Annotated in this window: 28 protein-coding genes; 18 read left to right on the top strand and 10 right to left on the bottom strand. The window is 49.4% G+C overall.

The window, feature by feature from the left end:
- Positions 1–144 precede the first annotated feature (144 nt).
- The 3 genes from acs to rlmB all read right to left on the bottom strand — a co-directional run bounded on the left by acs (position 145) and on the right by rlmB (position 4,049).
- The gene (acs, locus tag C5S61_RS21890) at positions 145–2,238 is read right to left on the bottom strand and encodes an acetate--CoA ligase alpha subunit (protein ID WP_110518879.1); all 2,094 of its coding nucleotides are present in this window, start codon (positions 2,236–2,238) and stop codon (positions 145–147) included.
- A gap of 66 nt (positions 2,239–2,304) precedes the next feature.
- Positions 2,305–2,982: a M50 family metallopeptidase gene (locus C5S61_RS21885; protein ID WP_110518877.1), complete on the bottom strand. Its 678-nt coding sequence runs from the start codon at positions 2,980–2,982 to the stop codon at positions 2,305–2,307.
- A 326-nt stretch (positions 2,983–3,308) separates the two neighbouring features.
- Positions 3,309–4,049 (bottom strand): 23S rRNA (guanosine(2251)-2'-O)-methyltransferase RlmB, encoded by a 741-nt coding sequence (rlmB, locus tag C5S61_RS21880; RefSeq protein ID WP_110518875.1) that lies wholly within the window; start codon positions 4,047–4,049, stop codon positions 3,309–3,311.
- A gap of 75 nt (positions 4,050–4,124) precedes the next feature.
- On the opposite strand from rlmB, the gene C5S61_RS21875 reads away from it, so the two are divergent.
- Together C5S61_RS21875 and C5S61_RS21870 are read left to right on the top strand one after the other, a co-directional pair.
- Positions 4,125–4,532 carry a sulfite exporter TauE/SafE family protein gene (locus C5S61_RS21875; protein ID WP_204755670.1) on the top strand — a complete coding sequence of 136 codons (408 nt, stop codon included), beginning with the start codon at positions 4,125–4,127 and terminating at the stop codon, positions 4,530–4,532.
- A gap of 157 nt (positions 4,533–4,689) precedes the next feature.
- Entirely contained in the window at positions 4,690–6,327 is a 1,638-nt protein-coding gene (locus C5S61_RS21870) for a GAF domain-containing sensor histidine kinase (protein ID WP_110518873.1), read from the top strand.
- 208 nt (positions 6,328–6,535) lie between these two features.
- On the opposite strand, the gene C5S61_RS21865 is transcribed toward C5S61_RS21870, so the two are convergent.
- A complete protein-coding gene (locus C5S61_RS21865) occupies positions 6,536–7,690 on the bottom strand; it encodes an acyl-CoA dehydrogenase family protein (RefSeq protein ID WP_110519110.1) in 1,155 nt (384 codons plus the stop codon).
- Positions 7,691–7,874: 184 nt separating this feature from the next.
- Between C5S61_RS21865 and C5S61_RS21860 the strand changes: the two genes are divergently transcribed.
- The 13 genes from C5S61_RS21860 (at position 7,875) to pepF (ending at position 18,007) form a co-directional block, all read left to right on the top strand.
- The gene (locus tag C5S61_RS21860) at positions 7,875–8,768 is read left to right on the top strand and encodes a thioredoxin family protein (protein WP_110518871.1); all 894 of its coding nucleotides are present in this window, start codon (positions 7,875–7,877) and stop codon (positions 8,766–8,768) included.
- Positions 8,769–8,865: 97 nt separating this feature from the next.
- Entirely contained in the window at positions 8,866–9,456 is a 591-nt protein-coding gene (locus tag C5S61_RS21855) for a hypothetical protein (protein ID WP_110518869.1), read from the top strand.
- Positions 9,457–9,541: 85 nt separating this feature from the next.
- Entirely contained in the window at positions 9,542–10,015 is a 474-nt protein-coding gene (locus C5S61_RS21850; RefSeq protein WP_124033486.1) for a hypothetical protein, read from the top strand.
- 102 nt (positions 10,016–10,117) lie between these two features.
- Positions 10,118–10,681, top strand: a complete 564-nt coding sequence (locus C5S61_RS21845; RefSeq protein ID WP_110518865.1) for a hypothetical protein — start codon at positions 10,118–10,120, stop codon at positions 10,679–10,681.
- Positions 10,682–10,745: 64 nt separating this feature from the next.
- On the top strand, positions 10,746–11,351 hold the full coding sequence (locus tag C5S61_RS21840) for a hypothetical protein (RefSeq protein WP_110518863.1): 606 nt from the start codon (positions 10,746–10,748) through the stop codon (positions 11,349–11,351).
- Positions 11,352–11,389: 38 nt separating this feature from the next.
- A complete protein-coding gene (locus C5S61_RS21835; protein WP_124033485.1) occupies positions 11,390–11,848 on the top strand; it encodes a PH domain-containing protein in 459 nt (152 codons plus the stop codon).
- An 11-nt stretch (positions 11,849–11,859) separates the two neighbouring features.
- The gene (locus C5S61_RS21830; RefSeq protein ID WP_124033484.1) at positions 11,860–12,435 is read left to right on the top strand and encodes a hypothetical protein; all 576 of its coding nucleotides are present in this window, start codon (positions 11,860–11,862) and stop codon (positions 12,433–12,435) included.
- Between the two features lie 28 nt (positions 12,436–12,463).
- The gene (locus C5S61_RS21825) at positions 12,464–13,024 is read left to right on the top strand and encodes a hypothetical protein (RefSeq protein ID WP_110518857.1); all 561 of its coding nucleotides are present in this window, start codon (positions 12,464–12,466) and stop codon (positions 13,022–13,024) included.
- 3 nt (positions 13,025–13,027) lie between these two features.
- A complete protein-coding gene (locus C5S61_RS21820) occupies positions 13,028–13,609 on the top strand; it encodes a hypothetical protein (RefSeq protein ID WP_110518855.1) in 582 nt (193 codons plus the stop codon).
- 82 nt (positions 13,610–13,691) lie between these two features.
- Positions 13,692–14,843 carry a lipocalin-like domain-containing protein gene (locus C5S61_RS21815; RefSeq protein WP_110518853.1) on the top strand — a complete coding sequence of 384 codons (1,152 nt, stop codon included), beginning with the start codon at positions 13,692–13,694 and terminating at the stop codon, positions 14,841–14,843.
- 45 nt (positions 14,844–14,888) lie between these two features.
- The gene (ruvC, locus tag C5S61_RS21810; protein WP_110518852.1) at positions 14,889–15,386 is read left to right on the top strand and encodes a crossover junction endodeoxyribonuclease RuvC; all 498 of its coding nucleotides are present in this window, start codon (positions 14,889–14,891) and stop codon (positions 15,384–15,386) included.
- Entirely contained in the window at positions 15,387–16,145 is a 759-nt protein-coding gene (locus tag C5S61_RS21805; RefSeq protein WP_110518850.1) for a hypothetical protein, read from the top strand.
- Between the two features lie 44 nt (positions 16,146–16,189).
- Positions 16,190–18,007 carry an oligoendopeptidase F gene (gene pepF, locus C5S61_RS21800; protein ID WP_110518848.1) on the top strand — a complete coding sequence of 606 codons (1,818 nt, stop codon included), beginning with the start codon at positions 16,190–16,192 and terminating at the stop codon, positions 18,005–18,007.
- Positions 18,008–18,060: 53 nt separating this feature from the next.
- Here pepF and C5S61_RS21795 read toward each other — a convergent pair whose 3' ends face one another.
- From C5S61_RS21795 to C5S61_RS21785, 3 genes are read right to left on the bottom strand one after another with little or no spacing between them, the layout of a single operon-like run.
- A complete protein-coding gene (locus C5S61_RS21795; protein WP_110518846.1) occupies positions 18,061–18,567 on the bottom strand; it encodes a hypothetical protein in 507 nt (168 codons plus the stop codon).
- Positions 18,568–18,619: 52 nt separating this feature from the next.
- Positions 18,620–19,093, bottom strand: coding sequence for a GNAT family N-acetyltransferase (locus C5S61_RS21790; RefSeq protein ID WP_110518844.1), 474 nt, complete (start codon positions 19,091–19,093; stop codon positions 18,620–18,622).
- A 3-nt stretch (positions 19,094–19,096) separates the two neighbouring features.
- A complete protein-coding gene (locus C5S61_RS21785; RefSeq protein ID WP_110518842.1) occupies positions 19,097–19,564 on the bottom strand; it encodes a DUF3291 domain-containing protein in 468 nt (155 codons plus the stop codon).
- Positions 19,565–19,709: 145 nt separating this feature from the next.
- Here C5S61_RS21785 and C5S61_RS21780 point away from each other — a divergent pair, with 145 nt between their 5' ends.
- Genes C5S61_RS21780 through C5S61_RS21770 form a run of 3 tightly spaced genes read left to right on the top strand, consistent with a single transcriptional unit; the run spans position 19,710 to position 22,636 of the window.
- The gene (locus C5S61_RS21780) at positions 19,710–21,035 is read left to right on the top strand and encodes a hypothetical protein (protein WP_110518840.1); all 1,326 of its coding nucleotides are present in this window, start codon (positions 19,710–19,712) and stop codon (positions 21,033–21,035) included.
- A 19-nt stretch (positions 21,036–21,054) separates the two neighbouring features.
- On the top strand, positions 21,055–21,825 hold the full coding sequence (locus tag C5S61_RS21775; protein ID WP_110518838.1) for a hypothetical protein: 771 nt from the start codon (positions 21,055–21,057) through the stop codon (positions 21,823–21,825).
- Positions 21,826–21,883: 58 nt separating this feature from the next.
- Complete coding sequence (locus C5S61_RS21770) at positions 21,884–22,636, top strand: class I SAM-dependent methyltransferase (RefSeq protein ID WP_110518836.1); 753 nt, start codon at positions 21,884–21,886, stop codon at positions 22,634–22,636.
- Here C5S61_RS21770 and C5S61_RS21765 read toward each other — a convergent pair.
- Genes C5S61_RS21765 through C5S61_RS21755 form a run of 3 tightly spaced genes read right to left on the bottom strand, consistent with a single transcriptional unit; the run spans position 22,581 to position 25,556 of the window.
- Positions 22,581–23,384: a PP2C family serine/threonine-protein phosphatase gene (locus C5S61_RS21765; protein WP_110518834.1), complete on the bottom strand. Its 804-nt coding sequence runs from the start codon at positions 23,382–23,384 to the stop codon at positions 22,581–22,583. The two genes, C5S61_RS21770 and C5S61_RS21765, sit on opposite strands and share 56 nt — an antisense overlap.
- Complete coding sequence (locus tag C5S61_RS21760; protein ID WP_164689715.1) at positions 23,381–24,820, bottom strand: 1,4-alpha-glucan branching protein domain-containing protein; 1,440 nt, start codon at positions 24,818–24,820, stop codon at positions 23,381–23,383. The genes C5S61_RS21765 and C5S61_RS21760 overlap by 4 nt, the downstream gene beginning before the upstream one ends.
- Entirely contained in the window at positions 24,801–25,556 is a 756-nt protein-coding gene (locus tag C5S61_RS21755) for a DUF2270 domain-containing protein (protein WP_164689714.1), read from the bottom strand. The genes C5S61_RS21760 and C5S61_RS21755 overlap by 20 nt, the downstream gene beginning before the upstream one ends.
- Positions 25,557–25,982 lie beyond the last annotated feature (426 nt).

Genomic DNA, 25,982 nt, shown 5'->3' with positions numbered 1-25,982 from the left:
GCGAAACTCCTTTATCAAAGGATGAAGGATGAGGGATGAGGGATGAACCTTGACTGAATTGCAAAGAACCTGCACCGATTAAAAATTGATCGCTGATCGATTCTTGCGATTCATAATTCATCCTTCATAATTCATCCTTTCAATCTATCCTTGCAGAATAATGCGGGCATCGAGCACGATTACGCCTTCGCCACGGTTGTAGACAACCAACGGATTAATATCCATTTCGACGATTTCGGGGAAGTCGCTGACCAATTGGCTGACGCGCAGCACAATATCTTCGACGGCTTCCAAATCGGCGGTTTGCTCGCCACGCACGCCCTGCAATAATGGGAACGAACGAATCGCTCGCAGTTGTTCGCGCACTTCTTCGCGGCTCAATGGCGCAAGTCGAAACACCACATCTTTGAGCACTTCGACATAAATGCCGCCCATGCCCACGCCAATTAATGCCCCAAACTGCGGATCACGGCTGACCCCAACCAGCACTTCGCGGCCTTTACGCGCCATTTCCTGCACCAACACCCCCCAAATTCGGGCGTTGGGGCTGAATTTACGCGCACGATAGGCGATTAACTCGTAGCTATCGCTGGCTGCTTGGGGGTCGGCAATGCCCACGCGCACGCCGCCAATATCGCTTTTGTGCAGAATATCGGGCGAGCTAATTTTCATCACCACCGGAAACCCAATTTCCTTGGCAATGTCGGCGGCTTCTTCTGGCGAACGGGCTAGCCGACTATCGGGCAAACGCATGCCATAGGCCGCCATCACTTCGCGGGCCTCGATTTCGCCAAGCTCCACCCGCCCAGCCTCGCGCACCTGGGCAAACAAGTCGCGTACGTGGTCTTTATCGACATCAAAACGGGCGTAGGTTAGGGATGGTTGTTCGCGCCAGCGGCGGTGTTGCCACATTGCAGCTAATGAAGCCACGGCCCGTTCGGGAAATTCATAGTTGGGAATTTTATGTTGATTAAGCAATTTGAGCGCTGGCTTGATGCTATATGCGCCCATAAAGCTCGCCACAATCGGCTTGCTTTGGTTGGCTGAAAGCTCGGCCATGGCTTCCACCGTGGCTTCGGCTTCGCTGCCAGCTTGCGGCGTAAACAGCACCAAGACTGCATCAACATTGGGGTCGGCCAAGGCCATCTCAATCCCCGTGCGATAGCGATCGGCTTTGGCATCGCCAATGACATCGATGGGATTGTAGACATTGGCGGTTGGCGGTAAGTTGGCTTGCAGGTGGCTGATGGTGGCGGGGCTAAATTCGGCCATTTGCAAACCATCGCGCTCAATCGCATCGGTGGCGATAATGCCCGGGCCGCCAGCGTTGGTAACAATCGCCACCCGTGGGCCTGCCAGCAAGGGTTGATAGGCAAACACTAAAGCAAAATCAAACAATTGCTCCATCGTGCGCGCCCGCACAATCCCGCTTTGGCCAAAGGCCGATTCGTAGGCGCTTTCGCTGCCTGCCAACGAGCCAGTGTGCGAGGAAATTGCCCGCGTGCCAGCAGCCGTCGTGCCACTTTTGATCGCGATCACGGGCGTGCGTTTGGTCACTTCGCGGGCGGCCTGAATAAAGCCTGGGCCATCGGAAATACCTTCCAGATAGGCCAAAATTACTTTATTCTGGGGGTCGTTGCCCCAGGCCTGCAACAGCGCCACTTCATCGACATCGGATTTATTGCCAAGGCTGACGAAGCGCGAAAACCCAATATTGGCCTCTTTGCTCCAATCGAGGATGGCGGTACAGACCGCGCCCGATTGCGACATAAAGGCAATTTCGCCATCAGCGGGCATTAATGCTGCAAACGAAGCATTCAAATGGCTGACGGTATCAATCACACCAAGACAATTGGGGCCGACCATGCGCATGCCGTAGCGTTGCACAATCTCTACCAATTGGTGTTCAAGCTTAACCCCTTCACCGCCTACTTCCTTGAAACCTGCGGTGATCACCACTAAACCGCGCACACCTTTTTGGCCGCACTCTTCGGCGACGTTGAGCACATGCTGCGGTGGAATAACTAAAACTGCCAATTCAACATCATCGGGAACAGCAGCGACCGACGGGTAGGCCGTTTGGCCTAAAACTGCTTTGGCGGTAGGATGAATCGGGTAGATTCGCCCTTGAAAGCCATTGTCAATAACATTTTTGAGGACACGGTGACCAAGACGTGATGGATCGGGAGATGCTCCCACCACAGCCACCGATTGCGGAGCGAAAATCTCCTCCAGCATAGCGATTGCCTCCGGGTTACTTCGATCACCCCTAGAGCATATCACATCTGACGGAGCTTGAATGGGCTAAATGTCACGGAAGTAGGCAAATCGGATTGCTTGCCACAAAATTAACAGCGCGATGCCGCTCCAAACCAAGGCCCATAAAATTGCTGGCACGCCCGTCGCTTGCTGCATAATTAAGGCATCGCTGGTCACGTGGCGGCGGTAGGATGAGAGCCGCAGCAAATCCCACAAGCTATCGAGCGCATTTAAGATTGTCTGCACGCCCAAAATCAGCAACAGCCATTCATTCAAATGCAAGGCCAATTTGTAACTAGCCGCAATAAACGCCCCTGCCAGCAAAATACCAACAATAATCCCGAAAATATTGCGCACAAACAAGCCACACAGCACAAACAGCGCAATCCCAATAATTAATGTCACCCGATTGGCGCTAATGCCACGCGCCGACAGAATTAGCAAGGCTCCGCCAACCAAAGCACTGCTCAAATAGCCAGCACTGGCCACAATCCAACGAATGCCACCAGCCGTCCAAGCCACGCCCTCGCCATTCGAATAGACCTCGAAACGATCGAATTTGCCGCCAGTCAGCAGGGTGGCAAAGCCATGGCCAAGCTCATGCACAAACGTATTGAACAGCTCAAACGGATACACCAGCCAATGCAGCACTGGCAACCGCGCGATGATCGTTGATGTTACCGCGATGGCAATCGCGATCCAGAGTTCGTTGTTGCGTAGCATGGGGTTCTCCACGAGTATAGATTGGCTATGGGCTATAGGCTTTTGGCTTTTGATTTTTGATCCACGAAGGACACGAAGAGCACGAAGGGGAAATGGCTATCGGCTTTTGGCTATAGGAACCTATGCCTGATCCCCTCACCCCCTAACCCCCTCTCCCGCACGCGAGGCGAGGGGGAACCACACCATCAGCGCTCCCCTCGCGCGCGTTCAGTGGGAGAGGGGCTGGGGGTGAGGGCATGCTTTTGGTTCTCAACCCAAGGTACCAATACAAATAGCCCAGAGCCTATAGCCAAATTCTCTATGCTCTATGTTCTATGCTCTATGTTCTACTGCGCACGCACTCGCCAAGCGTGATAGAGAATAATCGAGCCGGCGGTGGCGGCGTTCAGCGAGGCAACTTTGCCGCGCATGGGCAAACGCAGCAACAAATCGCAGCGCTCACGGGTTAGGCGGGCCAAGCCTGGGCCTTCCGCGCCAATCACCAAGGCCAAGGCTCCACGCAAATTCGCCCGATCAAAATCAACCGCCCGCTCGTCATCTTCGACTCCAGCAACCCAAATATTGTAGTCTTGCAGGTGCTTAATGGTTTGAGAAATATTAGTAATTTGGGCCACATACAGATGCTCAACCGCGCCAGCAGAGGCATTAATCACCGCTGGCGTAATGCTGGCTGAGCGTCGATCGGGAAAAATAATGCCATGAGCGCCGACAATTTCGGCGGTGCGCATCAGCGTGCCAATATTTTGCGGGTCTTGCAAGTGGTCGAAAATTAAAATCAGCGGTTGCTCGCCACGCTCACGGGCTAGCTCGATAATATCATCAACTTCAACATAGGGATACGGCCCACATTCAAGCGCAATGCCTTGGTGATTCGCACCCGCAGTGCGTTTATCAAGCTCGCCGCGCTGCACTTTGGCAACTTGAATCCGAAGTTCGCGAGCTACGGCGTTAATCGCCTGCATCGATTCGCCTTCTTTGATGCCATCGGCAACCAGCAAACGGCCCAATTTGCGGCGATTGGCCCGCAACGCCTCTAAAACTGCATTTCGTCCATATAATAATTCCAAAGTAGATTCCTATTCGGTGCTAAGTTAGTCGTCGGTTTGCGCTATTATAGCGTCAAGCTGTCAATGGAGGAATCAATGGATCAGCAACCAAAGGAGCAAAAGCGCGTGATTACCCTAAGCGTTGGCATGATTATCAATCTGCTACTGATTGGCTTAGTCGCTGGCGTGGCTGGCGGTATGTTCGGAATTGGCGGCGGCGCGATTATGGTTCCGGCCATGGTCTTGTTGCTGGCGCTCGACCAAAAGTTTGCCACTGGCACCTCGATTGGCGCACAGATCTTGCCTGTTGGCTTGCTAGGCGCGTTTGTTTACTATAAAGAAGGCAATTTGGATTGGCGCGCATCGATCATCATCGCCATTGGCTTGCTGCTCGGAACCTATTTTGGTGCCAAAATTGCTGCGCCAATTTCATCGGCAACCATGAAAAAGTTCTATGGGGCGTTCCTGTTTATCATCGGCGCACGCTATCTGTTTTGGAAATAACTGAAATAATTGGCAAGCATCCACGATTAATCGCCACGACGATTAGTTGATTGAGTTTGGGTTGCGCAAGATTGCTCATCCAAATCATCGATGCTCAAGGCTTGACGCTGTTGCACGGCTAGGGTAGATTGAGTTGATACTGCAAGGAGGCTCGCTAATGCCATCAATAACTCTCGATGCTCAACGCTGGCAAACATTTAGTCAGTTGCTCACCGCAACGGCCTACCAAAATCCGCAAGCATTGCTTGAATCGTTTTTGCAACGTTTAATTGAATTTTGGCCAGCCCAATCGGGAGCGTTGCTCTATATCGATCCGATGAATGCGCCGTTTTCGTTGGAGCATGGCGAATTGCCCGCTGATGGCCATGAGATGATTGAGCAGGCCCGATCGGTGTTTGAGCGCACCACTGGCGGCGAGCAGGATTTAGGGGTCTATGGGATTAACGATGAGCTAGCCTTGGTCGAATTAACCTTGCGGTCTGGCGATGCCGAGGTTGGCCTATTGCACTTAATTGTCTCAGCCGACCGCGTATCACCAGAAAACGAGGGCGAATTGGCCTTGCTCTTGGTTGGCGTTGCAGGCGGAGCCGCCGATCGGGTGGCCTTGCTCAACACCACGCGCAGCGAGCTTGATGAGATGAATTTGCTCTATCAAGTCAGCCAATCAATTGCCAGCGACATCGATTTGCGCAGCCTCTTGCGCACAATTATTGAAAAAGTGACCCAAATTATCGATAGCGAAAGCGCCTCGTTGCTGTTGGTTGATGACGTTCACAAAGAATTGTATTTTGAAACGCCATCGAGCAACAACCAAGAATTACGTTCCTATCGCATGCCCATCGACCAAGGCTTTGCTGGCTGGGTTGTGACCCACGGCCAAGGCTTGATCGTCGATGATCCGCAGAACGATGCCCGTTTTTATCGCCAAGTCGATAGCGATATTTCGCACCAAACCCGCAATATTCTGACTGTGCCAGTGCGTTCGCGCGAGCGCACCGTTGGCGTGATTCAGGCTGTCAACAAGCGCAATGGCCCATTTACCGAGCACGATTTACGCACGCTTTCGATGCTGGCCAACCAAGCGGCAATCTCGATTGAAAACGCCAATCTCTACACCAAACTCAAAGAAGAACGCGATCGCTTGATTCGCAAAGAAGAAGAAGTGCGCCACCAAATCAACCGCGATCTACACGACGGCCCAACTCAATCAATTGCCGCGATTTCTATGAACATTGAGTTTATCAAGAAACTGATGCATGCAATGCCTGAGCGGGTCGAAGATGAGCTTAATTCATTAGCATTGTTAGTCAAAAAAACCTATCAAGAGTTGCGCACCCTGTTGTTTGAGCTACGCCCGCTGGGCCTCGAAACTCAGGGCTTGATTGCAACCTTGCACGAATATGCCAGCAAATTCCGTGACCCATCGGGCATGCAAGTGCGTTTTACGCCGGGCAATTTCGTTGGTCGCTTGGCCCCGCAAACCGCCGCCGCAACCTTTATGATTATTCAAGAAGCGGTAAATAATGCCCGCAAGCATGCCAAAGCCTCGATGGTCTGGATAGAGCTATTTCAAGATAGCGAACGCCATATGCTAACAGCGGTTGTGCGCGATAGCGGGGTTGGCTTTGATCTTCAGAGCGTCACAACCTCGTATGAAGAGCGCGGATCGTTTGGCTTATTGAATATGGGCGAGCGCGCAACCCTCGCTGGCGGCTCGTTCGAAATTCGCTCATCTGCAGGCGAAGGAACCCAAATCATCATTCGCGTGCCAATGCTGGTCGAAGAACAGAATTGATAGGCGTTCCCTCACCCCAGCCCTTCAAGGGTAGGTTTTGAGCGATTGATGGTGGCATGGAGCGTTCCCTCACCCCCCAGCCCCCTCTCCCACGAAAACGCGGGCGAGGGGGAGTTTTCGTTTTCAGGATGAATCGTTGTAGAACTAGGAAATTAAAGCCCCGCGCCACGGGCAAGGGGTTGGGGTGAGGGCATCGTACTTCGCTCAACTAGCGACGCTTGCCGACCATGCCAGCATATTTGGCAATAATCCCCAACATAATTTCATCAGCACCGCCACCGATTGAGAGCAAGCGCGAATCACGAAAATAACGGGCCAGCGGATATTCTTCAACATAGCCCATACCGCCGTGGAATTGCAAGCAGCTATCGGCCACTTCGCGTACCAAGCGCCCAGCTTTGAGTTTGGCCATCGAAACCTCTTTGGTAATGTCATGGCCGGCGATCAGCAAACGGGTGCAGTGATAATTAAGTTGGCGCAGGGCTTCAATCTCGGTCAACAACTCGGCCAAACGAAAATGAATATATTGGTTGTCAATCAAGGCTTTGCCAAATGTTTGGCGCTCGCGACAATAATTAATCGTCAGCGCAACGATTTTCTCCATGCCTGCAACTGCCGAAACCGCGCCAATTAAGCGTTCTTTTTGAAATTGCTGCATTTGCAGACCAAAACCTTGACCTTCTTCGCCAATTCGATTGGCAACCGGCACACGCAGATCATCGAAGGCTAAAAGGGCTGTGTCGCTGGAATGATTGCCCAATTTCTCTAATTTTTTGGAGACATGAAAGCCAGGCGTGTTGGTTGGCACAATAATCAACGACATGCCTTTGAAACCTGCTTCATCGCTGGTACGCGCCAACAAGGTAATAAAATCTGCTTGCGTGCCATTGGTAATCCACATTTTGCTGCCGTTGATTACATACTCGTCGCCATCACGCACAGCGCGGGTGCGAATTGAGGCAACATCGGAGCCAGCATCAGGCTCGGAGATGGCGACGGCGGCGATCAATTCGCCCCGAATAGCGGGAGCCAAAAAGCGCTGGCGCAGATCGTCGCTGCCAAATTCGGCCAAGGCTGGCGTGGCCATATCGGTATGCACCAAAATGGCCATTGGCACACCACCACAATCAGCGCGGCCAACTTCCTCGGCCAAGACCACGTTATACCAATAATCGAGGCCTGCGCCGCCATAGGCTTCGGGGTACGAAACGCCCAACGCGCCCAATTCGCCTAATTTTTTGAAGAGTGCATGGCCAGGGAAACAGCGTTCATGTTCCCATTGCTCGACAAATGGATTGATTTCACGTTCGACAAAACGGCGGATGGTTTGGCGAAACATTTGATGATCGGCATTAAAATACAGCGACATCACAGCCTCCTTGCTAGGGCATCGCAATTGTAGCCCGATTGTAGCATAGCCCTTGGCTGGCTGATCGCTTGCTCGGTTGCGTAACTGATAGCCTTCGCTTGAATCTGTGCTAGAGTGAATATTGTCAGTATTTTTGGCTGGCAAACAGAACCGATTAATCCGTATGAGGAGCACAAGTATGCAGCGTTGGTGGCGTGTTTTATATGGTGTCATTATTTTTGGCTTGGTGGGCTGTGGTGCAGCGACACCAACCGCAACTCCAGTAGCGAAGAGCCGCGTACAAGCAGTGTTGGCAGCCTCCAATTTGGTGGTCGGCCCCAATCGCTTGCCAATTGGCTTGATCGTCGATGGCTCGCCAATCAACGATCCCAACGTACAAGTGAAATTGCGCTTGTACTATCTTGATGGCACCGATGCTGAGAAAACTCAAGTTGCAGGCGAAGGCAGCGCCGATTATTTTGGCCAAGGCTTGCCAGCAGGCATCTACGTAACCTACCCCGATTTTAAACAGGCAGGCGATTGGGGCGTTGAAGTCGAGGCCACCTTGCCCGGCCAAACCCCAACTGTCAGCACCTTGCGGCTCTCGGTGCTGGCCCAAGATCCTACTCCAGCACTGGGCAGCAAGGCGATTGCGGTTGATACCCCAACCGTCAAAACCAACCCTGATCTCAGCCAAATTAGCTCTGATCCCAAGCCAAACCCAGCCTTATATCAATTGAGCGTTGCCGATGCGATTAAGAGCGGCAAACCAACCGCAATCTTGTTTGGCACACCTGGCTTTTGCAAAACCGCTACTTGTGGCCCAAGCGTCACGGTTTTGGGTAGTTTGCAAAAAACCTATGGCGATAAAATGAACTTCATCCATGTTGAAGTCTATAAATTTCCATTTAGCGAATCAGTCCAAGCCAATCCGCCGTTGTTGGTGCCAGCAATGAGCGAATGGCGCTTGCAAAGCGAGCCATGGCTGTTTTTGCTGGGCAAAGATGGCACGATTGTCAACAAATATGAAGGTGGGATTACCACTGAAGAGCTTGGCCCAATGATCGATACCATTCTAGGCCAAGGCATTTAACCACAACAACGCAGCAGCAGCCAGCGTGGTTGCTGCTGCAACCTTGATCTGTTGCCAACGTAAATAATGGCGATTCTGCTGAGTACAGAGAGAACGTATGCAATCAGCACCATTCAAACAACGCTTACGTGTACCCCACTATGGAACTCAAGTTGTTTTAGGCGTTATCTTTCTAATCATGCTCATTTTGATGGGTGCAACTGCTACCTGGATAAAACATGATTGGGTTAGCCGCTGGAATTTCATCATTCTGCCGATTGGGTTTATCCAATTTGCCATTAATGCGATTTCGTATCTCGATATTAGTGCCCGAGGCTTGGTAATGCGTCGTGGTTGGCAATACTTTGAGATTAATTGGGAACAAATCGAATCATTCGGCATTGGTGTAATTGGAAAACGTATCCATCTGCCATATATTGTGTTATATCAACCAATTAAAGGCTTACCAAATGTAACCATTAAAGAACTAACACCGGAGCAACAGCAACGAACATTAACCTTGGAAGGCTGGGCTAATTCAGAGATAATCGCCAAGGCTTTGCATGCAAGGCTTAATGCGACCAATCAACAATTGCAAGTCATTCCAGATTTCTCAAAAAGCCATCAAGTATTTTACTCGTATCAAAATCTTTATATTTGCTTGTCTATTATTGGCGTTTCAATTTTTATATATTTTATCTTGAAATAGGAGCACTACCTTGAATCCAGTTACGTTTAAAGTGAGCAATTATAGAATACTCATCGCTATCGGTTTGATTAAAATATTAATGGTTATGATGTTAATCTATAGCAATTTCGATCTGAATTGGATTTTTACGCTCCTGATTCTCGTCAGTTTTCCAAGCACCATCTATGAGTTAAGCATCAAATTGATTGTTGATCAGGATGGTTTGATTATTCAGCGCTTATTGCGTGACGATGTACGCATTACGTGGGACGACATCCTTGAACAACACTATTTCAATCTTGGTAAGCGTGAGATTCGCTATCTCGTGTTGCGCAATCCGATTCCGACAATTAGATCTGTCTTTATTCCCAAAGAATTTCAGGCCAATATTTTCATTATTGAGTCTTGGGAGCAACCGACGCGCTTGTTGACATTAATTGAGCCACATTTGCCAGCAAAAAACCCAGATGCTCAACTTTTTGTACCATTTACTGCTGATCGCAGTCTGCGCAAAGCCTTACCATTGCTTTTTCCGCTAATCATTGCAATTGTGCTTTTCATCGTAAATACGTTTCGCTGATATTTGCAACCTTGAAAGATATACCTACGTAATGGCTAGCAAGTGCATTGATGAAATAAAAAATTTATCGATCATCAATCTAAATTTTAGGGGTAAAATTCCATGGAAGAGCATCTATTTAAATTAGCCAATTACAAAACCAAATTTTTCGTTTTGCTGATTGCGATTATCTTACTTGGAATTTGGCTGTTTGCTGATTTTTATGCTATCAATTTTGTGATTGGTGGATTTATTCTTCTTATCATAAGTCAAATTAATAGCTTAACGACGCGATTACTGATTGATCAAGATGGCCTAGTTATTCGGCGCATCTTTCGCCAACCGATTCAAATTGATTGGGCGGATTTGATTGGCCAACAGCAGGTTAAGCTCAAAGATCGCATGATTAACTACCTTGTGTTGCGCAAACCAATTCCGCTTGTTGAACCATTGCAATATGCAGATGTGCCAAAAGAGCATCGAACAACAACCTTTATCCTTGATTTATGGGAGCAACCACAGCGAGTTCAGGAATTGATCGAGCCGCATCTGCCAGCCAAAAACTTGGAAAATCAACTGTTTGTGCCATTTACCAGCACCCGAGAAGCTGCAACCACCAAGCTTGCGCTGATCGTTATGTTTGTTGGGTTTATTGTAACAACAGTGACAATTTTATTGTTGCTTTAAGTGATCATATTCGGGAAATAAGGTTAAATTGCAGTAAATACTATCTATGAGGAAAGAGATTACGATGCTCGTAACTGATAATTCAAATAAAACACTTGATCTAAAATTTCGCTCAGCCTATCGACTGTATGGAATTACAAATGTAGCGATTTTTATGCTAAGTATGATCTATTCAATAAATAATTTTGACTATTCAATGTTGTTTTTATTGCTTTTTATCGCAGCACATTTTGTACCAAGTCTTGTGAATACAATCTCAGTTTTACGCATTACAAATGAAGGATTATTTATTCGGCGTGGTTGGCAACGAGCTTTTATCGCTTGGCATCAAATTGAATCATTAGGTGTAGCAAAATATCAAGTGTTTAAGCTAATTCCTTATATTGTATTGTGCCAGCCAATCAAGGGCTTTCCAAAAGTAGACTTAAAAGAAATAGCGCCTGAACACCAACAGCGCAGCGTTACGCTCGAAGGCTGGCATAAACAACAAGCGCTGATTGAAGCAATCTATCAACATTTACCTCAAATCAACGATTCATATACTGTCATGCCAACAATCAAAAAAGATTATAAAACATTTATCTATTATGATGATTTAAATAGATATATTCTTGGATTTAGCGCGTTAATTATGTGTATTCTTTATCTCTTCAAATATGGATTAGGCTAACTATACAAACACGTATTTTTAAGCGTAATGACCATTTGTTGCTGCCAAATTTTGGCTTGATTGCTGGATTTTTATTAGTAGCGTTTGGGTTATGGCTCATTCGCGAGCCAGCAAAAATTGAATTATATGTGGTTAATTTGGGCTTGATTTTGCTATTAATCAATCTCTTCTGGAAATCGCGTGAACGAATGATTGTGAGCGAACAGGGTCTCGATATGTATCAAATGCCACAGCGCACGCTGATTGGCTGGAATGAGGTTGCCTACATCAATTATACTGAGCATGACCGCGAACCACGGCCATATGTGGTTGTTCAGCAAGCCAACCAGTTGTTGGCCGAGCAACTGATCAACCAACTGACAAACGATAATCATGCCTATCGCGTGATTTACCTTGATCGCTGGGAACAGAGCGCAGAATTGCTAGACCTAATCAAGCAGCAGCTCAAGCAGCAACCAGCAGACCAAATTCGCGTTCAATTCGATATTCAGATTTAAGTAAGGGATTTATGCAACCGATGACATTTAGGGCGGCTAAGCTTAAAAAGACAATGTTAATCACAGTGGGCTGGTTTGTTCTATTGATTATTATGCTTATCGTCTATAAAACAATGTTTAATCTGCGAAAATTCCCAGTACTGTTTATTGTCATGTCTGTGTTATATGCGTATTTTTCATTCAGCGAATACTATCGAAAATTAATCGTTGATGAACAAGGAATTACAGTTAAACGCTTGTTTAATGCTACTAAAACTGCAAAATGGCATGAAATTTCAAATCTACACTATTTTATCCTATCCAATCGGCCAATCGAATATATCTTTTTTGAGCGTGATGTCGATTTTTTGGATTCGCTTTTTCCTTCGATTATCCCCAAACCATATCATCGGCGTACATTAATGTTGCAAGAATGGGATAACCATCAGCACATTAAGCGTTTGGCAGAACAAAACATGCAATCAGCAGCAGACAATAATTTGATTGTCCCTTTTACGGTTAGTTTTTCGGACTATATGAAACGAGTGTTTTTATTTTCGCTGATTATGATTCCAATTATGATTCCGCTGCTTATTCTTTGGGGCTAGGATTATAAATCCATAAAGGATTTCATATATGCAAACCGAAATATTCCGATCAAAAGATCATAGATTAATCTTAATCGCTATTGTCATATGTATTTTCTTACCATTATTTCTATTTTTTGATAGCACATTTGAATCAAGAACAATATTATTTTTATGTATTTATCCATTGTTTGCTCTGATTAATATGATCAATAGATTATACGCTAGACTATCTGTTACTAATAATGGACTAATTATTCATCAATTGATTCGAAAAAATATTTTTATAGCGTGGAGTAATATTGAAGATATTCAAGAATTCAAAAACTATCATCGAAATTTTCACTATATTACATTGAATCAATCTGTAAAATTACCAGATTTAACCTATAGCCAAAATCTACCTAAGGATTATCGTAATCAAGCAATTATTTTAGATGCTTGGGAAAATCATACAAGAATTATTGAACTTATTCGAACAAAAGTTTCATTTAAACCCAAAAACCAGTTGTTTGTGCCTATAGCTGGCAAAAGCTGGGATACAATATTACCGTATGCAATTTTTATCCTTGGTTTAGGTGCAGCATTGCTAGCATGGAGCTTACAATAATCCATGACCAAACAGATAATAACCATCCGCCCGCGTTTTTGGTGGCCAACCATCGGCTTTATTGTGCTAGCTAGCGCACTATTGATGATGCTGATTGTGCAAGCATTAACTGAGCCAGGCGTAAAACTCGGGATTGGCCTCTTATTTTTAGTCGGCATCCTAATTTGGCTTGGGCGGGGGCTTAATCAGCGGCTCAGCATCAGCGAAACCAACTTGATCATCAAGCAACCAGGCCACACGGTGACGATTGATTGGGAGCAGGTTGCAGGAGTTGGCACGTTGCAGAGCATCGCCGGGCTAGCACTGCCATACCTAATTTTGCGCCAGCCCTATGCCAATTTGCCAGAGCCACAACTGCGGCGTTTAGCCAGCGAAGATCTGCGCGATACGATTGTGATTATCAATCCGTTGCGCTGGGCAAACATCGCCAAGCTTTGGCCAATGTTGTTGCAACAACTGCCAGCAACCAACGATTATCAAGTGCCATTTGATTTTAGTGGCGTTTCACGAGTTCAACGGCGCATTTTTGTGCTTTTTGGCTTGCTTAGTTTGCTGGTTGCATTCTTGATTTGGCTATTCGCATAAACTAATTTCGTGATACGATTGACGATGTAACGCATCCAGCATTGCACTGGATGCGTTGCTTTTTTCAAGGAGTACTTATCGTATGCGAATACGTTTGATGATAGGTTCATTGCTGATTGTGACGTTGCTTGCTGGTGGCGCTTGGTGGCTGTTGCAACCAAGCCAAACCGAAATTCAAACTTCAATCAGTGCAGTCGGCATGCTCAGCCAAGCCAATCAGGGCGATTATGTGCGCGCAACCGAGCCACGGCCATTTCAGTTTCCCGCCGACCATGGTGTGCATGCTGGCTATCGCACCGAATGGTGGTATTACACTGGCAATTTGGTCAGTGCTGATGGCCAGCGCTTTGGCTTTCAGCTGACCTTTTTTCGCTCAGCAGCCACCGATCAAGTGATTAGTCGCACGGCGAGTTTGGCAACCAGCGACATTTATATGGCCCACTTGGGATTAACCGATGTGGCGAATCAACGCTTTTATGCCTTCGAGCGCTTTATGCGTGGCAATCCCCAACTGGCCAACGCAACTGGCGATCCCTTCAAGGTCTTTGTTGAAGATTGGCAGGCAGTTGGCAGCGGCCCTGAAGGTATGACCATGCAGCTCACAGCACAGCAAGCACCGATTGCGCTGAACCTCAAACTTGAATCCAGCAAAACGCCAACCTTGCAAGGCGACCGTGGCTTGAGCCAAAAAGGCGCTGAGCTGGGTAATGCTTCGTATTACTATTCGCTGACCAACATGACCACGAGCGGCACGCTGACCATTGATGGCCGCGAAATTGCCGTGACTGGCAAAGCATGGATGGATCACGAATGGGGTTCGGGGGCGCTCGAAGACCAAGCAGTTGGCTGGGATTGGTTTGCCATCCAGCTTGATGATCAACGCGAAATCACCTACTTCAATATTCGCAATCAAGATGGCTCGATCAACCATTTATCGGGCGGAATGCTGACCTTGGCCGATGGCTCGACGCGCAAAATTGCCCAAAGCGAGCTAACGCTCGAAGTAACTAAGCAATGGCAAAGCGAACAAGGCATTCAATATCCGGGCCAATGGCGTTTGAGCTTGCCCAGCGAACAACTAGAATTGAGCATTACGCCGCAAGTTGCCAACCAAGAAATGCCGCTAACGATTCGCTATTGGGAAGGCTCGGTAGCAATTAGCGGCACTGCGACCGGCTATGGCTACGTTGAATTAACTGGCTACGGCGATACGGGACGCGGACGGGCTGAATAGCGAAACCCGTTATAATGCAAGCAGCAAGATCATTGAGGAAGCACAATGCGAATTATCGGGATTGACCCAGGCACGGCAATTATGGGCTGGGGCATTATTGAGGCTGATGGCAGCGATTTGACGATGGTTGCCTATGGAGCCTTCACGACACCAGCCAAACAGCCATTGCCTGATCGCTTGGTGACCATTTACAATGATTTAGCGCACGTTTTGGCCGAGTATCGACCTGCGGTTGCGGCAGTTGAAGAACTCTTTTTTGCCAAAAATGTAACCACTGCCATGGCCGTAAGCCATGCGCGGGGCGTGGCCTTGCTTGCTTTGCGCCAAGCCAAACTGCCAATTTTTGAATATAAACCGTTGTCTGTGAAACAGGCCGTGGTCGGATATGGCAACGCCGACAAAAAGCAGATGCAACATCTGGTGCAAATGACCCTCAATTTGGATCATATTCCCAAGCCCGATGATGCCGCCGATGCCCTTGCCGTTGCGATGTGCCACGCCTATGCAGCACCATATCTTAACCGAATTCAGGAGGATTCCTAGATGGTTCGTCGGCCAGATCTTGAAGAAGTGAGCGTCAATACCTTTTTAGTTGCCGATACGGCGATGATTCCGATTTTGCGCGGCGAGGGCATAGTCAATGGCCACTCGTTTACCCTAACCTCGGCGCGCGGCTTGGGCTTGATTGCCCGCTTGCGCACCCGCAATTATCGCGTTGTTACGCTCAAGGATAAAATCGATCGGCTGCCAGAAATGCCAACTGTGCAAGCACCAGGCAATCTGCTGCAAATCGAGACCGGAGCGCGCGATCAATGGTTTCGCTTTGATGGTGAAACTTTAACCTGGCAAGCTGTCGAAGCCCAAGCCAACGGCTCGCGCTTGTTTGTGGCCTTTGAAGAACATCGCGTTGCCCGCCGTCGCCGTTCGCGGACTGGCGGCGATTACTTTCGGATTGAGCGCTTGCCAAATGATAGCGCTCAATTAGCGACCCTCAGCGAAGATGCAGGCGTGTTGCTTGGCTATGCCCACGCTACCTACGATGCCGACATTGAAATCGATAGCAGCGTTAATGACGATGGCAGCTACAGCTTGCCAATCGAATTTAGCTTGCCACCGCAATATCGGGCGATGCTTGAATTGTTGGCCACCAGCCACGATAAACAAAGCATGCACTTTTCGGAAGCTGGCTGGGCTTTGGCGGTGCGCCTGTTGCATCGTTTGAATCTCCGCCCTGCGAATGGTGACATCGAAGCTGATTTTGACGATGATCACGATGATTTTGATGATGATGACGATGAATAATCGTTGCCAATTGCCATAAACCTGTGTGTTGAAGGAGTTTTGGAATGACAACCGCTGCAACAGTCCCAACTCGTCAGGAAGTAGCCCTCGCCGATACGTGGGATGCAACCAAAGTTTTCGCTTCTGATGCTGAATGGGAACAAGCGCTCGATGCCTATGCCCAATCGATTGCTGAGATCGAACAATATCAAGGCCGTTTGGCTGAAGGTGCGCCAACGCTCTTGGCAGCACTGAACTATGCTGATCAGCTCAACGAGCGGATTGGCAAGCTCTACATTTATGCCAGCTTGTTCTATAGCGTCGATACCACCGATCAAGTTGCCAAAGCCAAAATGGATCGGGTGCTGGGTGTCTATGCCCGCACGATGGCAAGCTCGGCGTTTATCGAGCCAGAAATTATTGGCATTGGCTTTGAAACGCTAAAGCAATGGCAAGCAGAAAACGCCGATTTAGCAGGCTATGGGCAATATTTCAATGAAGTTGAGCGCCGCCAAGCCCATGTGCGTTCAGCAGAAGTTGAGCAAGTGTTGGGCTTGGTCAGTGATGCCTTTGATTCAGCCAACTCGACGCACCGCATTTTGACCGATGCTGATTTGGCCTATCCAGCAGCCCATGGCCCTGATGCAAGCGAATTAGAATTGACCCAAGGCACGATTGGCCTCTTGCTGACCGACCCAGATCGCGAAGTGCGCCGCACCGCCTTTGAAAACTACAGCGATGCCCACTTGGCCAACAAAAACACCATGGCCAATTGTATGGCGACCTGTGTCAAGCAGCATGTCTTCAATGCACGAGTGCGTAACTATAGCTCAGCCTTGGCCGCAGCGCTTGGCGAAAACAACATCCCAACCGATGTGTTTCATCAATTGGTGGCGACGGTGCGCAAAAACTATCCAACTTGGCATCGCTACTGGCGCTTACGTCGCGAAGCCTTGGGCTACGATCAACTGCATGTCTACGACATCAAAGCGCCATTGAGCACCAAAAAGCTTGATATTCCCTACACCGAAGCAGTCGATTGGATTATTGCAGGCATGCAGCCCTTGGGCGAAGGCTACACCAGCGCAGCCAAACGTGGCTTGCTCGACGATCGCTGGGTCGATATTTATCCCAACAAAGGCAAGAGCGCTGGGGCATTTTCGAGTGGCTGGAAAGGCACGCCGCCCTATATCTTGATGAACTACAACAACGATATTTTTGGCATGAGCACCTTGGCCCACGAGCTTGGCCACTCGATGCACTCGTATCTTACGTGGCAAAACCAACCAACGATTTACAGCAACTATGGCTTGTTTGTGGCCGAAGTTGCCTCAAACTTCAACCAAGCCTTGGTGCGCAACCACCTGTTCAACACCAACCAAGACCCCGATTTCCAAATTGCCTTGATTGAAGAAGCCATGAGCAATTTCCATCGCTATTTCTTCATCATGCCAATTTTGGCCCAATTCGAGCTTGAAATTCACGAACGCGGCCAACGTGGTGAGCCATTAACCGCTGCCACCCTGAACGGCATCATGTTCGATTTGTTCCGTGAAGGTTATGGCGAGGAAGTTGTGCCCGATGCTGATCGCATGGGGATTACCTGGGCCACCTTCTCAGGCCATATGTACGCCAATTTCTATGTCTATCAATATGCAACCGGAATTGCAGCAGCCCATGCCTTGGCCGAGGGTGTGTTGGCAGGCAAGCCCGATGCCCAAAGCAACTATTTGGCCTTCTTGAGTGCTGGTAGTTCGTTGGCACCGTTGGATGCGCTGAAATTGGCTGGGGTTGATATGACTTCAGCAGAGCCAGTTGAGGCAGCCTTCCGCGTGCTGGCAAGCTATGTTGATCGCTTGGAGCAATTGCTGGCCAATAAATAAGTTAAATACCAAGGCGGGGCTGGATCAAACCAGCCCCGCCTTATACGTTAAGCTTACGAGCGTTTCAAGGTATTGTAGAAGCCTAAACCAGCCCCTAAGACCCCAAAGACGATTGTCAAAATATTTTCTTTGCTTTGTAACCATAGTTTACTGAAGAAAAAATCGAATGCCGGCGAAATAGACTTACTCAATGGAATATCAAAATCACGTTGAAACGTGAGGATAAATGAAATGAGGTTGCCTAATTCCAACGACAACAAGGTAAAAAGAATTGCTGGCACAACCAAGGAAAAAAGGATAGATTTTGAAACAGGCTTGCGAAAGGGTGAAATCATGGCATAGGAAATCCCCATCCCAATCAAAATAGCAACATAGAAGAAGATTTTATCGGTAAAGTAGGCCAATAAGCCCCAAGCAATTGCGCCTAAAACGAGTGCTCCTAATCCAATCAAGAGTGCCTTGGCTTTGCTGCCGGTAGCTTGCTGATTGGTTGGCATTTGATAATTGCCTTGGGGTGGCAATTGGTAGCTGCCTTGGGGTGGCATTGGTGATTGAGTCATTGCGTTATCCTCCTAAAAAAACAAACTCTTACCAACTCGGACGTAGGGTGGATCAATCGAGCCGCAGCACATATTCGGCTACGTCGCAACCACGACCATTGGCAAAGCCCGAATCTTCGCCAATAATCTGAAAGCCAGCTTTGGTCAAGACCTTGAGCGAGCCATGATTATCTTGGGCGACGCGAGCAAACAATGGCCGCAGCCTTATTTCGTTGAGCAATACTTGCAGGGCTTGGCTAGCCAGACCTTGGCCCCAATAGCGCCGATCGAGCCAATAGGTCACTTCTGGCTCGCCAAATTGTTCAAATTGGGCAATCTGGCCAATCAGTTGATTATCCCAGATAATTGCCCGCTTGATGATGCTACTATCAGCCATAATTTTTTGCCAATGCGCCTGAAACGCAGCATAATCGCTGGGATCTTTGGCAGTAAAGGCAGCCATGTGAATCGCCACTGGATCTTGTTGCTGCGCGAAAAAGCTAGCCAGATCGGACTCTTCAACTGGGCGTAACGACAGTTCAGGCATTGATTAAGCCTCGGCTACAAGCTGTTGGTCGGGCGCGGCAAATGGCTTACGAAAACTAAACGCAGCACTGCTTTCGCCATTGGCGCGTAAATACTCCAAGCGCTCAAGGGCTTCAGCAACCGTTGGTTCGTGGCCTACCGGAACCCACCAGAGTACCATAAAAGCGGTATCCATGCGTTCGAACCACTCTCTGCGCCGCCGCATAATCGCCACATGCTCCGATTTATATACATACTGCATCAAGGCATCAAGGTCGCGCCAAACAGACATATTGACAATCGTCAGCGGGTCGAGGGGGCGATAATCAGTCGCATTGCCCGTATCGTCTTTCAAGCGCCAAACAAAGCCATCGCTCACCTCAGCTAAGGCATTAATCCGATCCAAATTATTGGTAAAATCGGCCATCAATGGGCTATCTAAGGGTGCTTTGATTGTGCCAATATTGAGTTGGGCAAGCTGATAGCTGGGCATAAACCCTCCTTGCTTGACGACATGCAATGCGGTTGTTAGTAAACAGCAGCATTGTGACATACAGCGACACAATTATTATGCGGCTTAGGGCTGACTTGTATGCTACCATACGAGGCTGAATCGCCCAAAATTGGAGGAGTGTTGTATGCAGCGGCGCTATTGGCTGATAAGTGGCATCCTGATTGTGCTTGGTTCAGTATGGATTGGCATGCTGGCCTATTTTTCGCCACTGAGCACGATTGTGCAAGATGAAGTTGGCCATATTGTAATCTCGCAACGGGCTTGGCAGCAGCCAGCCTTTGTCTTGGATACCTGGGGCCGCTTTGGCAACACGCTTTTTTATATGCCAGCAGCCCTTGGTGGCCTGTATGTCGCTCGCGCCTTTGCAGTGCTCATGACCGCGCTAACCGTTGGGCTTTATCTGTTGATTGCGCGCCAAGTAGGCATGCGCTATTGGTATCTTGTGCCATTGTTTGTCTATCTTCAGCCGTGGGTCAGCCAATTTGCCTATGCGACAACCGTCTTGCCCTATGCTGTTTGTTTGGGTTTGGCTGCCTATGCTAGCCTTAATCGACGTTGGCTTTGGGCAGCGCTGGCAATTGGGTGTTTGCCATTAATGCGCCACGAAGGCTTATTGCTGCTTGGGCTTTGGGGGCTATATCGGCTAGCCCAGCGAGATTGGCGCTCAGGCTTGCTTAGTGGCTTGCCCATGCTGGTTTATTATGGGCTGTGTTGGCTGGTGCTTGGCAATCGACCGTGGATGATTTTTTTCGAGCCAAAACCAACCGATTTCTATGGCTCAGGCACGTGGTGGCACTTTGGCCCCGATTTATTGGCAGGCATTGGTTGGCCATTAGTCGTTTTGGTGGTTGCCACAGCAGCTTGGAGCTGGCGTAAGCGCCACGTTTGGGTCGTTGTTTGGCCCAGCGTGGTCTATGTGCTGAGCCACGTGGTGATCTATCGCTTTGGCTTGTTTGCCTCTGGGGGCTATAGTTATTTCCTGCTTCCATTCGCCTTTGTGGTTGCAGTATGGGCAACCCAAGGCCTTGAAATTGTGCAAACTGCGCTCAGCCGTTGGGTTGGCCCAGCTCAAATTTTCTGGCCGTTGGTAGCAGTGTTTGTGCTGGTTGCGTTGAGTTTGCCCGCCAAATTGCGTCCGATTCCGGTTGATCTTGAGGCCCAAGCGAGCCTTGAAGCCCAGCGTTGGATTGCCCAAAACCAACCGCAAGCGCAACCTGTCTATGCAACCCATGTCTGGTTTTACTATTTTCAAAAATTACCGCTGCAAGCACCCAATAAACTTTGGTGGAGCGTGCCCAAGCTCGAAACAATGGCCTCTGGCACGTTGGTCGTGTGGGATCAGCATTATTCAGCGCGCATGGGTTGGCCAGCAGATGGCTTTCGCGATCAAAGCCAATGGCAGCAACTGCACAGCATTCCTGATCGCATGATTATTTATCAGAAACGTTAAGCATTGATGGAGGCGCGCCATGCCTACTCCCCAACAACTTTTAGATCGCGTAGCTGCGATTGGTCAAGCGCTTGCCGCCAGTGGCCATGGTTTAGCCTTAATCGGGCTTGGCTCGGTTGGCTTGGAACGCGAACGACTTGATCAATGGTCGGATCTCGATTTTTTTGCCATCGTTGAGGCTGGCAGCAAAGCCTCTTTTCTCAATGATCTTGGTTGGCTGGCGGCGATTCAACCGATTAGTTATGCTTTTCAGAATACCGTCGATGGCTATAAACTGCTCTATAGCGACGAGATTTTTTGTGAGTTTGCGGTGTTCGAGCCAGCAGAATTGCCCAATATTCCCTTTGCGCCAGGCCAGATTATTTGGAAAGCAGCCCATGTTGATGCGGCGATTGCCTTGCCGCAACTCGCGCTACCAACGCCCAATCGGCAGCAGCCCGCGTGGTTGTTGGGCGAAGCATTGACCTGTTTGTATGTTGGTTTGTGTCGCTATCAGCGCGGTGAGTGGCTTTCTGCTCAGCGCTTTATCCAACATTTTGCGGTCGATCGGGTGCTGGAATTAATTGGCACTTGGCCGCAATTTGGGCTTACTGCTGGCGATGTGTTTGCCAATGAACGCCGCATCGAGCAACGGTTGCCGAATTTGAAGCCGTTGCTGGCCGCATGGGTACAAGGCTATCAACACAGCCCAGCTTCGGCTTTGGCAATTGTCGAATTTTTGGCCCAACATACCCAGGTTGATGCCAGCATGCGCAACTTGATCGAACGTTTGGCCAACGAGGCCTTGTAACATTCGTGTAACATCATAGCGTTATCGTGGATACCAAGCAGATATTTGTGAGGTTTCCATGATGATTTCAGCACCCAACTATGGCTTAGCCGATCAATTTGATAACAGCGATTTACAAGCCCTGTTTGAACAAATGGCTCCCTCATACGATCAGGTTAGTTCGCTCGGTAGTTTGGGCATTATCAATGCTTGGCGTAAACGGTGTATCGCCACGGCACAGATTCAGCCAGGCATGGTTGTTGGCGATTTGCTGTGTGGCGGCGGCGAGGCTTGGCCATGGCTGGAGCAAGCATTACAAGGACGCGGCTCGTTAATTGCACTTGATCTGGTAGCGCAACCCTTGAAGCACCCAATTTGGCTTGAGCGAATTGAAGTACACAATTGTGATATTTTTGCCAACAGACTCCCTAGCCAAAGCCTTGATCGGGTAGTCTGTTGTTTTGGATTAAAAACGTTTTGTTATAGCGAATTGGTGCGTTTTGCTGGCGAAATTCGGCGTTTGCTACGGCCAGATGGGCGGTTTAGCTTGATTGAGATTGGCACAGGCAATTCATGGGTGGGCAGTTTGGGCCACATGTATTTACAAACGGTTCTACCATTGTTGGCGCGTGGTTTGGGAGCACCGAGCTTTCCTTACCGTCAGCTTGCGCCATTGGCTCAGCATTTTGGCACAGGAAAGCATGTCCTACAAGCCTTCAAGCAAGCTGGCTTGCTCATCGAGCATCAGGCAATCTGGGGTGGCTTGGCACATTTGTTTAGCGGAAGTCGCGATTCATTCCAGCCCATGTGCTATCGAACTGCCACAAAATGACGGTTGCACTATCGCGACCGCCTTCGGTTTGCACGCGTTCGAGCAAGGCCCGAGCGGCGCGAGGCAACGTTTGGTGTTGCCAACAAACGGTGTTATACAAGGTAGTTGGTTGTTCAAATGGGCGCTTGCCGCACTCTAACAAGCCATCGGTGGTCAGCATCAGCGTGGTAAGGCCAGGTTGCAGCAAACGAATGCCAGTGGAATACGAGGGCAACACGCCATCCCAGGTATTGACATTGCCAATCCATTCGTAGAAGCGCCGTTGATTGAGCTGCATCTCGCCAAGCCGCGCAATGCTGGGGTGAAAAATATAGCCAATGCAATCGCCAACCGCCCAATACCACACATATTCATCTTTGCGCGCCACAAACAGGCACGACGCTTCGCCTTGAATTGTGGCAGCCTGCGCCCGAAAGCTATTGCTGCGAAATAAATCGAGCAAAGCCCGATCAAGGCTAAAAAAGGCTTGATTCAAGGGCTGGTTCAAGCAATCGCGCAATTGGCTTTCGGCTTCAACCACCGTTTGCAAAATCAGTTGTGCACTTTGGGCCGAATGATGAGCATCGATCACCAGCGCCAATTCCCATGCGCCAGCAGGATCGATAAAGATCGCGGCGGCATCTTCGTTTTTGTGTGCGCCTTGAGCAGTTACGCCGCCAAAACTGGCAAAAACCATCGAGCCAAGGTCATGAACGAACATGGTATCAAGATGTGGCTGGTTGTGGCCAAGCCAAGTGTAGGTTGTCATCGTTCAAAATCCCCAAACAAACGATAATTCAGGGTGGGAAAAGGATTGTCGCGTTCTTGCAAGGCAGCAAATTCACGTGCTGCAACTGGCAGCAAGGTTTCATGCGGCAATAAATTCATCAGCCAATCGAACTTTTGCAGGTGGTCGCTACGGCGGGCATTCGCATAATCAGCGCCTGGCGTACCAACCCAACGATCCCAATCACCCGATTGGGCCAGCAAAAACTCACGAGCCGCTTGGTTGAGCACCTGTTCGCGGTCGCCATAGGCCTGTGGGTATTCAGCCACGGCAGCTTGTAATTGGCGATGAGCAGCGCTCAAACGACCATCAATAATCCCCGAAAAGTGCTGCGGTGGCACAACCACACTTGGTTTATGCCGTTTGAGCAAGGTGCTTGGTGTGACCAAACGAAAATGGCTTGGCAATTCTTCGAGCAAGGTCCGCAGCCACAACCCACCCTCAAACCAACCGCTGCCAAACAATTCCATATCGGCCACAATCACCAACGGCTGGCCATTGCTGGCAGTTTCAGTTAGCACCGCAGTGAAATGGCGGGCATGCTGGCGAGCGCGGGCATAAGCATAAAACGGATCATACGCGTTGCCATCACGGCTGAACATACCATCATCCAAAGGAATTGCCATCGGCGTGCGATATAACGGATCGCCGGGATAGCCCAAACCAACCGAGCGAATATGCGTCAACAAGCGTTGATCGGGTGTAATAACGGTTGTTTGGCGGGCTTCGGAAAGCCACGAAAGCGCCTGCCCACGCAATTCGGGGTTGGCAGTACCCACCAAGGCCCGCATATCGAGCGGCTTGAGAATCTGCTCCCATTCGGGCGTAACTGGGTCTTCGGCGCTCCAGAGCACGCTTGGGGTTTGGCCGAGCATGTGCATCAAGGCAATCGTGCCAATTTCAACTTGGGTGCGCAGCGTTGGCCGGTCGTACAAATGGGGCACAGGGTAGGTGGCGGTATGGCCGAGCACTTCGAGCGCTTCGGCCTCGACCAACTCGCGGGTCATGGCCACAATATTGCGGCTCCACTGCTTTTCAAACACGTGTAGGGTGCGTTGGTGCAATTGCAAATAAAATTGAGCCAAGTACGCGCTATGCTCATCGCCACCCTTGGCAGCTTCGAGGCGGCGCTCTGCCTGAGCAATCGCTTCATCAAGATGATGCAACATATGCTTTTGCACCACAGGATCATTCAATTGATGCAAGAGGATGGGGCTAATGGCCAAGCCCATTTTAACCGCTTTGTTTTGCTCAATCAGGTCGGCGAGCCCGCGCAGTAGCGGAATATAGCAATCGGCCATCAAGCCATGCAACTCTTCCTCGCCATGGCTCGAAGGCCCAGGTTGGCGCACAAACGGAGCGTGAGCATGCATAATAATGCAGAGATCGGTTGGCTGGTTAGTCGTGGGCTTTTCCATATGATTTACGTCGCCCTCCTCGTCGTTTGGCTTTACCCACTGGCATGGCTTCTGGCAGCGCGAGCTTGCGTAACACCCGTTCATGGCCCACCATCTCGGTGCGCGAACCCCAGCGGGGAATTGTAATCAGGGCCATGATAATCAAGCATGCATAGAAGCCTAAGACCGATAAAATAACCAATTTGCCACCGAACGGCCCCAAACTGGCATCGTAAATGAAGGTTTCAAGCGATGGCCGATTGGTAATCTGCGGATGGATCATCAGCTTAAGCAGCCAAATAAACAGCAAAAACAGAAAAATCGCCATGTAGTTATGGCGCAAACGCCGCCCCAACGCCTCGACAGTAGAAATCTTAAAGTGGGGCATGTTCATGTCGGTTATCAGCAATTTATGCCAATATTGATCAACCGCGAGGGTATTTTGGCCAAGCAATGGCACATAATAATCAGTTTCGAGGATGCGAACCCATGTGGCCCATAAATCGTAGTAGCGATAGCGACGGGCTTCGATAAACCAAAAGCCCATACAAAAAACAATCGTCAGCAGCACAACCGCATGATGATGATCAGCATCGCCAAGTACAAAGCTGGCAACCGTGCCCGTAATGGCCACCGCCCAGTTGGTTGGCGTGTCGATGCGTGAACGCCAAGTGACTGCGCGATCCATCAAACCACGATAGAGATGAACCATCGCTGCTGGTGGGGCTGCCTGTTGGGCTGAACGTGAAGGTCGCATGTAGGCATTATACGAGGCCATGGGTAAATGTCAAAGCCTAATGCCGTGGATTCTCACATCACGAACGTCGCTCTTGAGAATGGATCGGGGTTAAGATCCCCTCACCCAACCCCTCTCCCGTGCGCGGGCGAGGGGCGTTCATTCGGTGGTTCTACCAGAATTAGTGATGAAAACCAGCGTGCTCCCCCTCGCCCGCGTGCAGGAAAGGCACTTTTTGGCTTTGCGTAGGGCAGATCCCCTCACCCCCAACCCCTCTCCCGTGCGCGGGCGAGGGGCGTTCATTCGGTGGTTCTCCCAGCATTAGTGATGAAAACCAGCGTGCTCCCCCTCGCCCGCGTGCAGGAAAGGCACTTTTTGGCTTTGCGTAGGGCAGATCCCCTCACCCCCAACCCCTCTCCCGTGCGCGGGCGAGGGGCGTTCATTCGG

It is taken from the genome of Herpetosiphon llansteffanensis (assembly GCF_003205875.1).
Classification (GTDB): domain Bacteria; phylum Chloroflexota; class Chloroflexia; order Chloroflexales; family Herpetosiphonaceae; genus Herpetosiphon; species Herpetosiphon llansteffanensis.
Note: the sequence above shows the minus strand (reverse complement) of the source record. Positions and strands in the feature narration are given on the sequence as shown.

Bases quoted from the DNA above. Each gene is read 5' to 3' on its own strand.
- acs (WP_110518879.1), bottom strand. From the start codon at position 2,238: ATGCTGGAGGAGATTTTCGCTCCGCAATCGGTGGCTGTGGTGGGAGCA.
- C5S61_RS21885 (WP_110518877.1), bottom strand. From the start codon at position 2,982: ATGCTACGCAACAACGAACTCTGGATCGCGATTGCCATCGCGGTAACA.
- C5S61_RS21875 (WP_204755670.1), top strand. From the start codon at position 4,125: ATGGATCAGCAACCAAAGGAGCAAAAGCGCGTGATTACCCTAAGCGTT.
- C5S61_RS21870 (WP_110518873.1), top strand. From the start codon at position 4,690: ATGCCATCAATAACTCTCGATGCTCAACGCTGGCAAACATTTAGTCAG.
- C5S61_RS21860 (WP_110518871.1), top strand. From the start codon at position 7,875: ATGCAGCGTTGGTGGCGTGTTTTATATGGTGTCATTATTTTTGGCTTG.
- C5S61_RS21855 (WP_110518869.1), top strand. From the start codon at position 8,866: ATGCAATCAGCACCATTCAAACAACGCTTACGTGTACCCCACTATGGA.
- C5S61_RS21850 (WP_124033486.1), top strand. From the start codon at position 9,542: ATGATGTTAATCTATAGCAATTTCGATCTGAATTGGATTTTTACGCTC.
- C5S61_RS21845 (WP_110518865.1), top strand. From the start codon at position 10,118: ATGGAAGAGCATCTATTTAAATTAGCCAATTACAAAACCAAATTTTTC.
- C5S61_RS21840 (WP_110518863.1), top strand. From the start codon at position 10,746: ATGCTCGTAACTGATAATTCAAATAAAACACTTGATCTAAAATTTCGC.
- C5S61_RS21830 (WP_124033484.1), top strand. From the start codon at position 11,860: ATGCAACCGATGACATTTAGGGCGGCTAAGCTTAAAAAGACAATGTTA.
- C5S61_RS21825 (WP_110518857.1), top strand. From the start codon at position 12,464: ATGCAAACCGAAATATTCCGATCAAAAGATCATAGATTAATCTTAATC.
- C5S61_RS21820 (WP_110518855.1), top strand. From the start codon at position 13,028: ATGACCAAACAGATAATAACCATCCGCCCGCGTTTTTGGTGGCCAACC.
- C5S61_RS21815 (WP_110518853.1), top strand. From the start codon at position 13,692: ATGCGAATACGTTTGATGATAGGTTCATTGCTGATTGTGACGTTGCTT.
- ruvC (WP_110518852.1), top strand. From the start codon at position 14,889: ATGCGAATTATCGGGATTGACCCAGGCACGGCAATTATGGGCTGGGGC.
- C5S61_RS21805 (WP_110518850.1), top strand. From the start codon at position 15,387: ATGGTTCGTCGGCCAGATCTTGAAGAAGTGAGCGTCAATACCTTTTTA.
- pepF (WP_110518848.1), top strand. From the start codon at position 16,190: ATGACAACCGCTGCAACAGTCCCAACTCGTCAGGAAGTAGCCCTCGCC.
- C5S61_RS21795 (WP_110518846.1), bottom strand. From the start codon at position 18,567: ATGACTCAATCACCAATGCCACCCCAAGGCAGCTACCAATTGCCACCC.
- C5S61_RS21790 (WP_110518844.1), bottom strand. From the start codon at position 19,093: ATGCCTGAACTGTCGTTACGCCCAGTTGAAGAGTCCGATCTGGCTAGC.
- C5S61_RS21785 (WP_110518842.1), bottom strand. From the start codon at position 19,564: ATGCCCAGCTATCAGCTTGCCCAACTCAATATTGGCACAATCAAAGCA.
- C5S61_RS21780 (WP_110518840.1), top strand. From the start codon at position 19,710: ATGCAGCGGCGCTATTGGCTGATAAGTGGCATCCTGATTGTGCTTGGT.
- C5S61_RS21775 (WP_110518838.1), top strand. From the start codon at position 21,055: ATGCCTACTCCCCAACAACTTTTAGATCGCGTAGCTGCGATTGGTCAA.
- C5S61_RS21770 (WP_110518836.1), top strand. From the start codon at position 21,884: ATGATGATTTCAGCACCCAACTATGGCTTAGCCGATCAATTTGATAAC.
- C5S61_RS21765 (WP_110518834.1), bottom strand. From the start codon at position 23,384: ATGACAACCTACACTTGGCTTGGCCACAACCAGCCACATCTTGATACC.
- C5S61_RS21760 (WP_164689715.1), bottom strand. From the start codon at position 24,820: ATGGAAAAGCCCACGACTAACCAGCCAACCGATCTCTGCATTATTATG.
- C5S61_RS21755 (WP_164689714.1), bottom strand. From the start codon at position 25,556: ATGCGACCTTCACGTTCAGCCCAACAGGCAGCCCCACCAGCAGCGATG.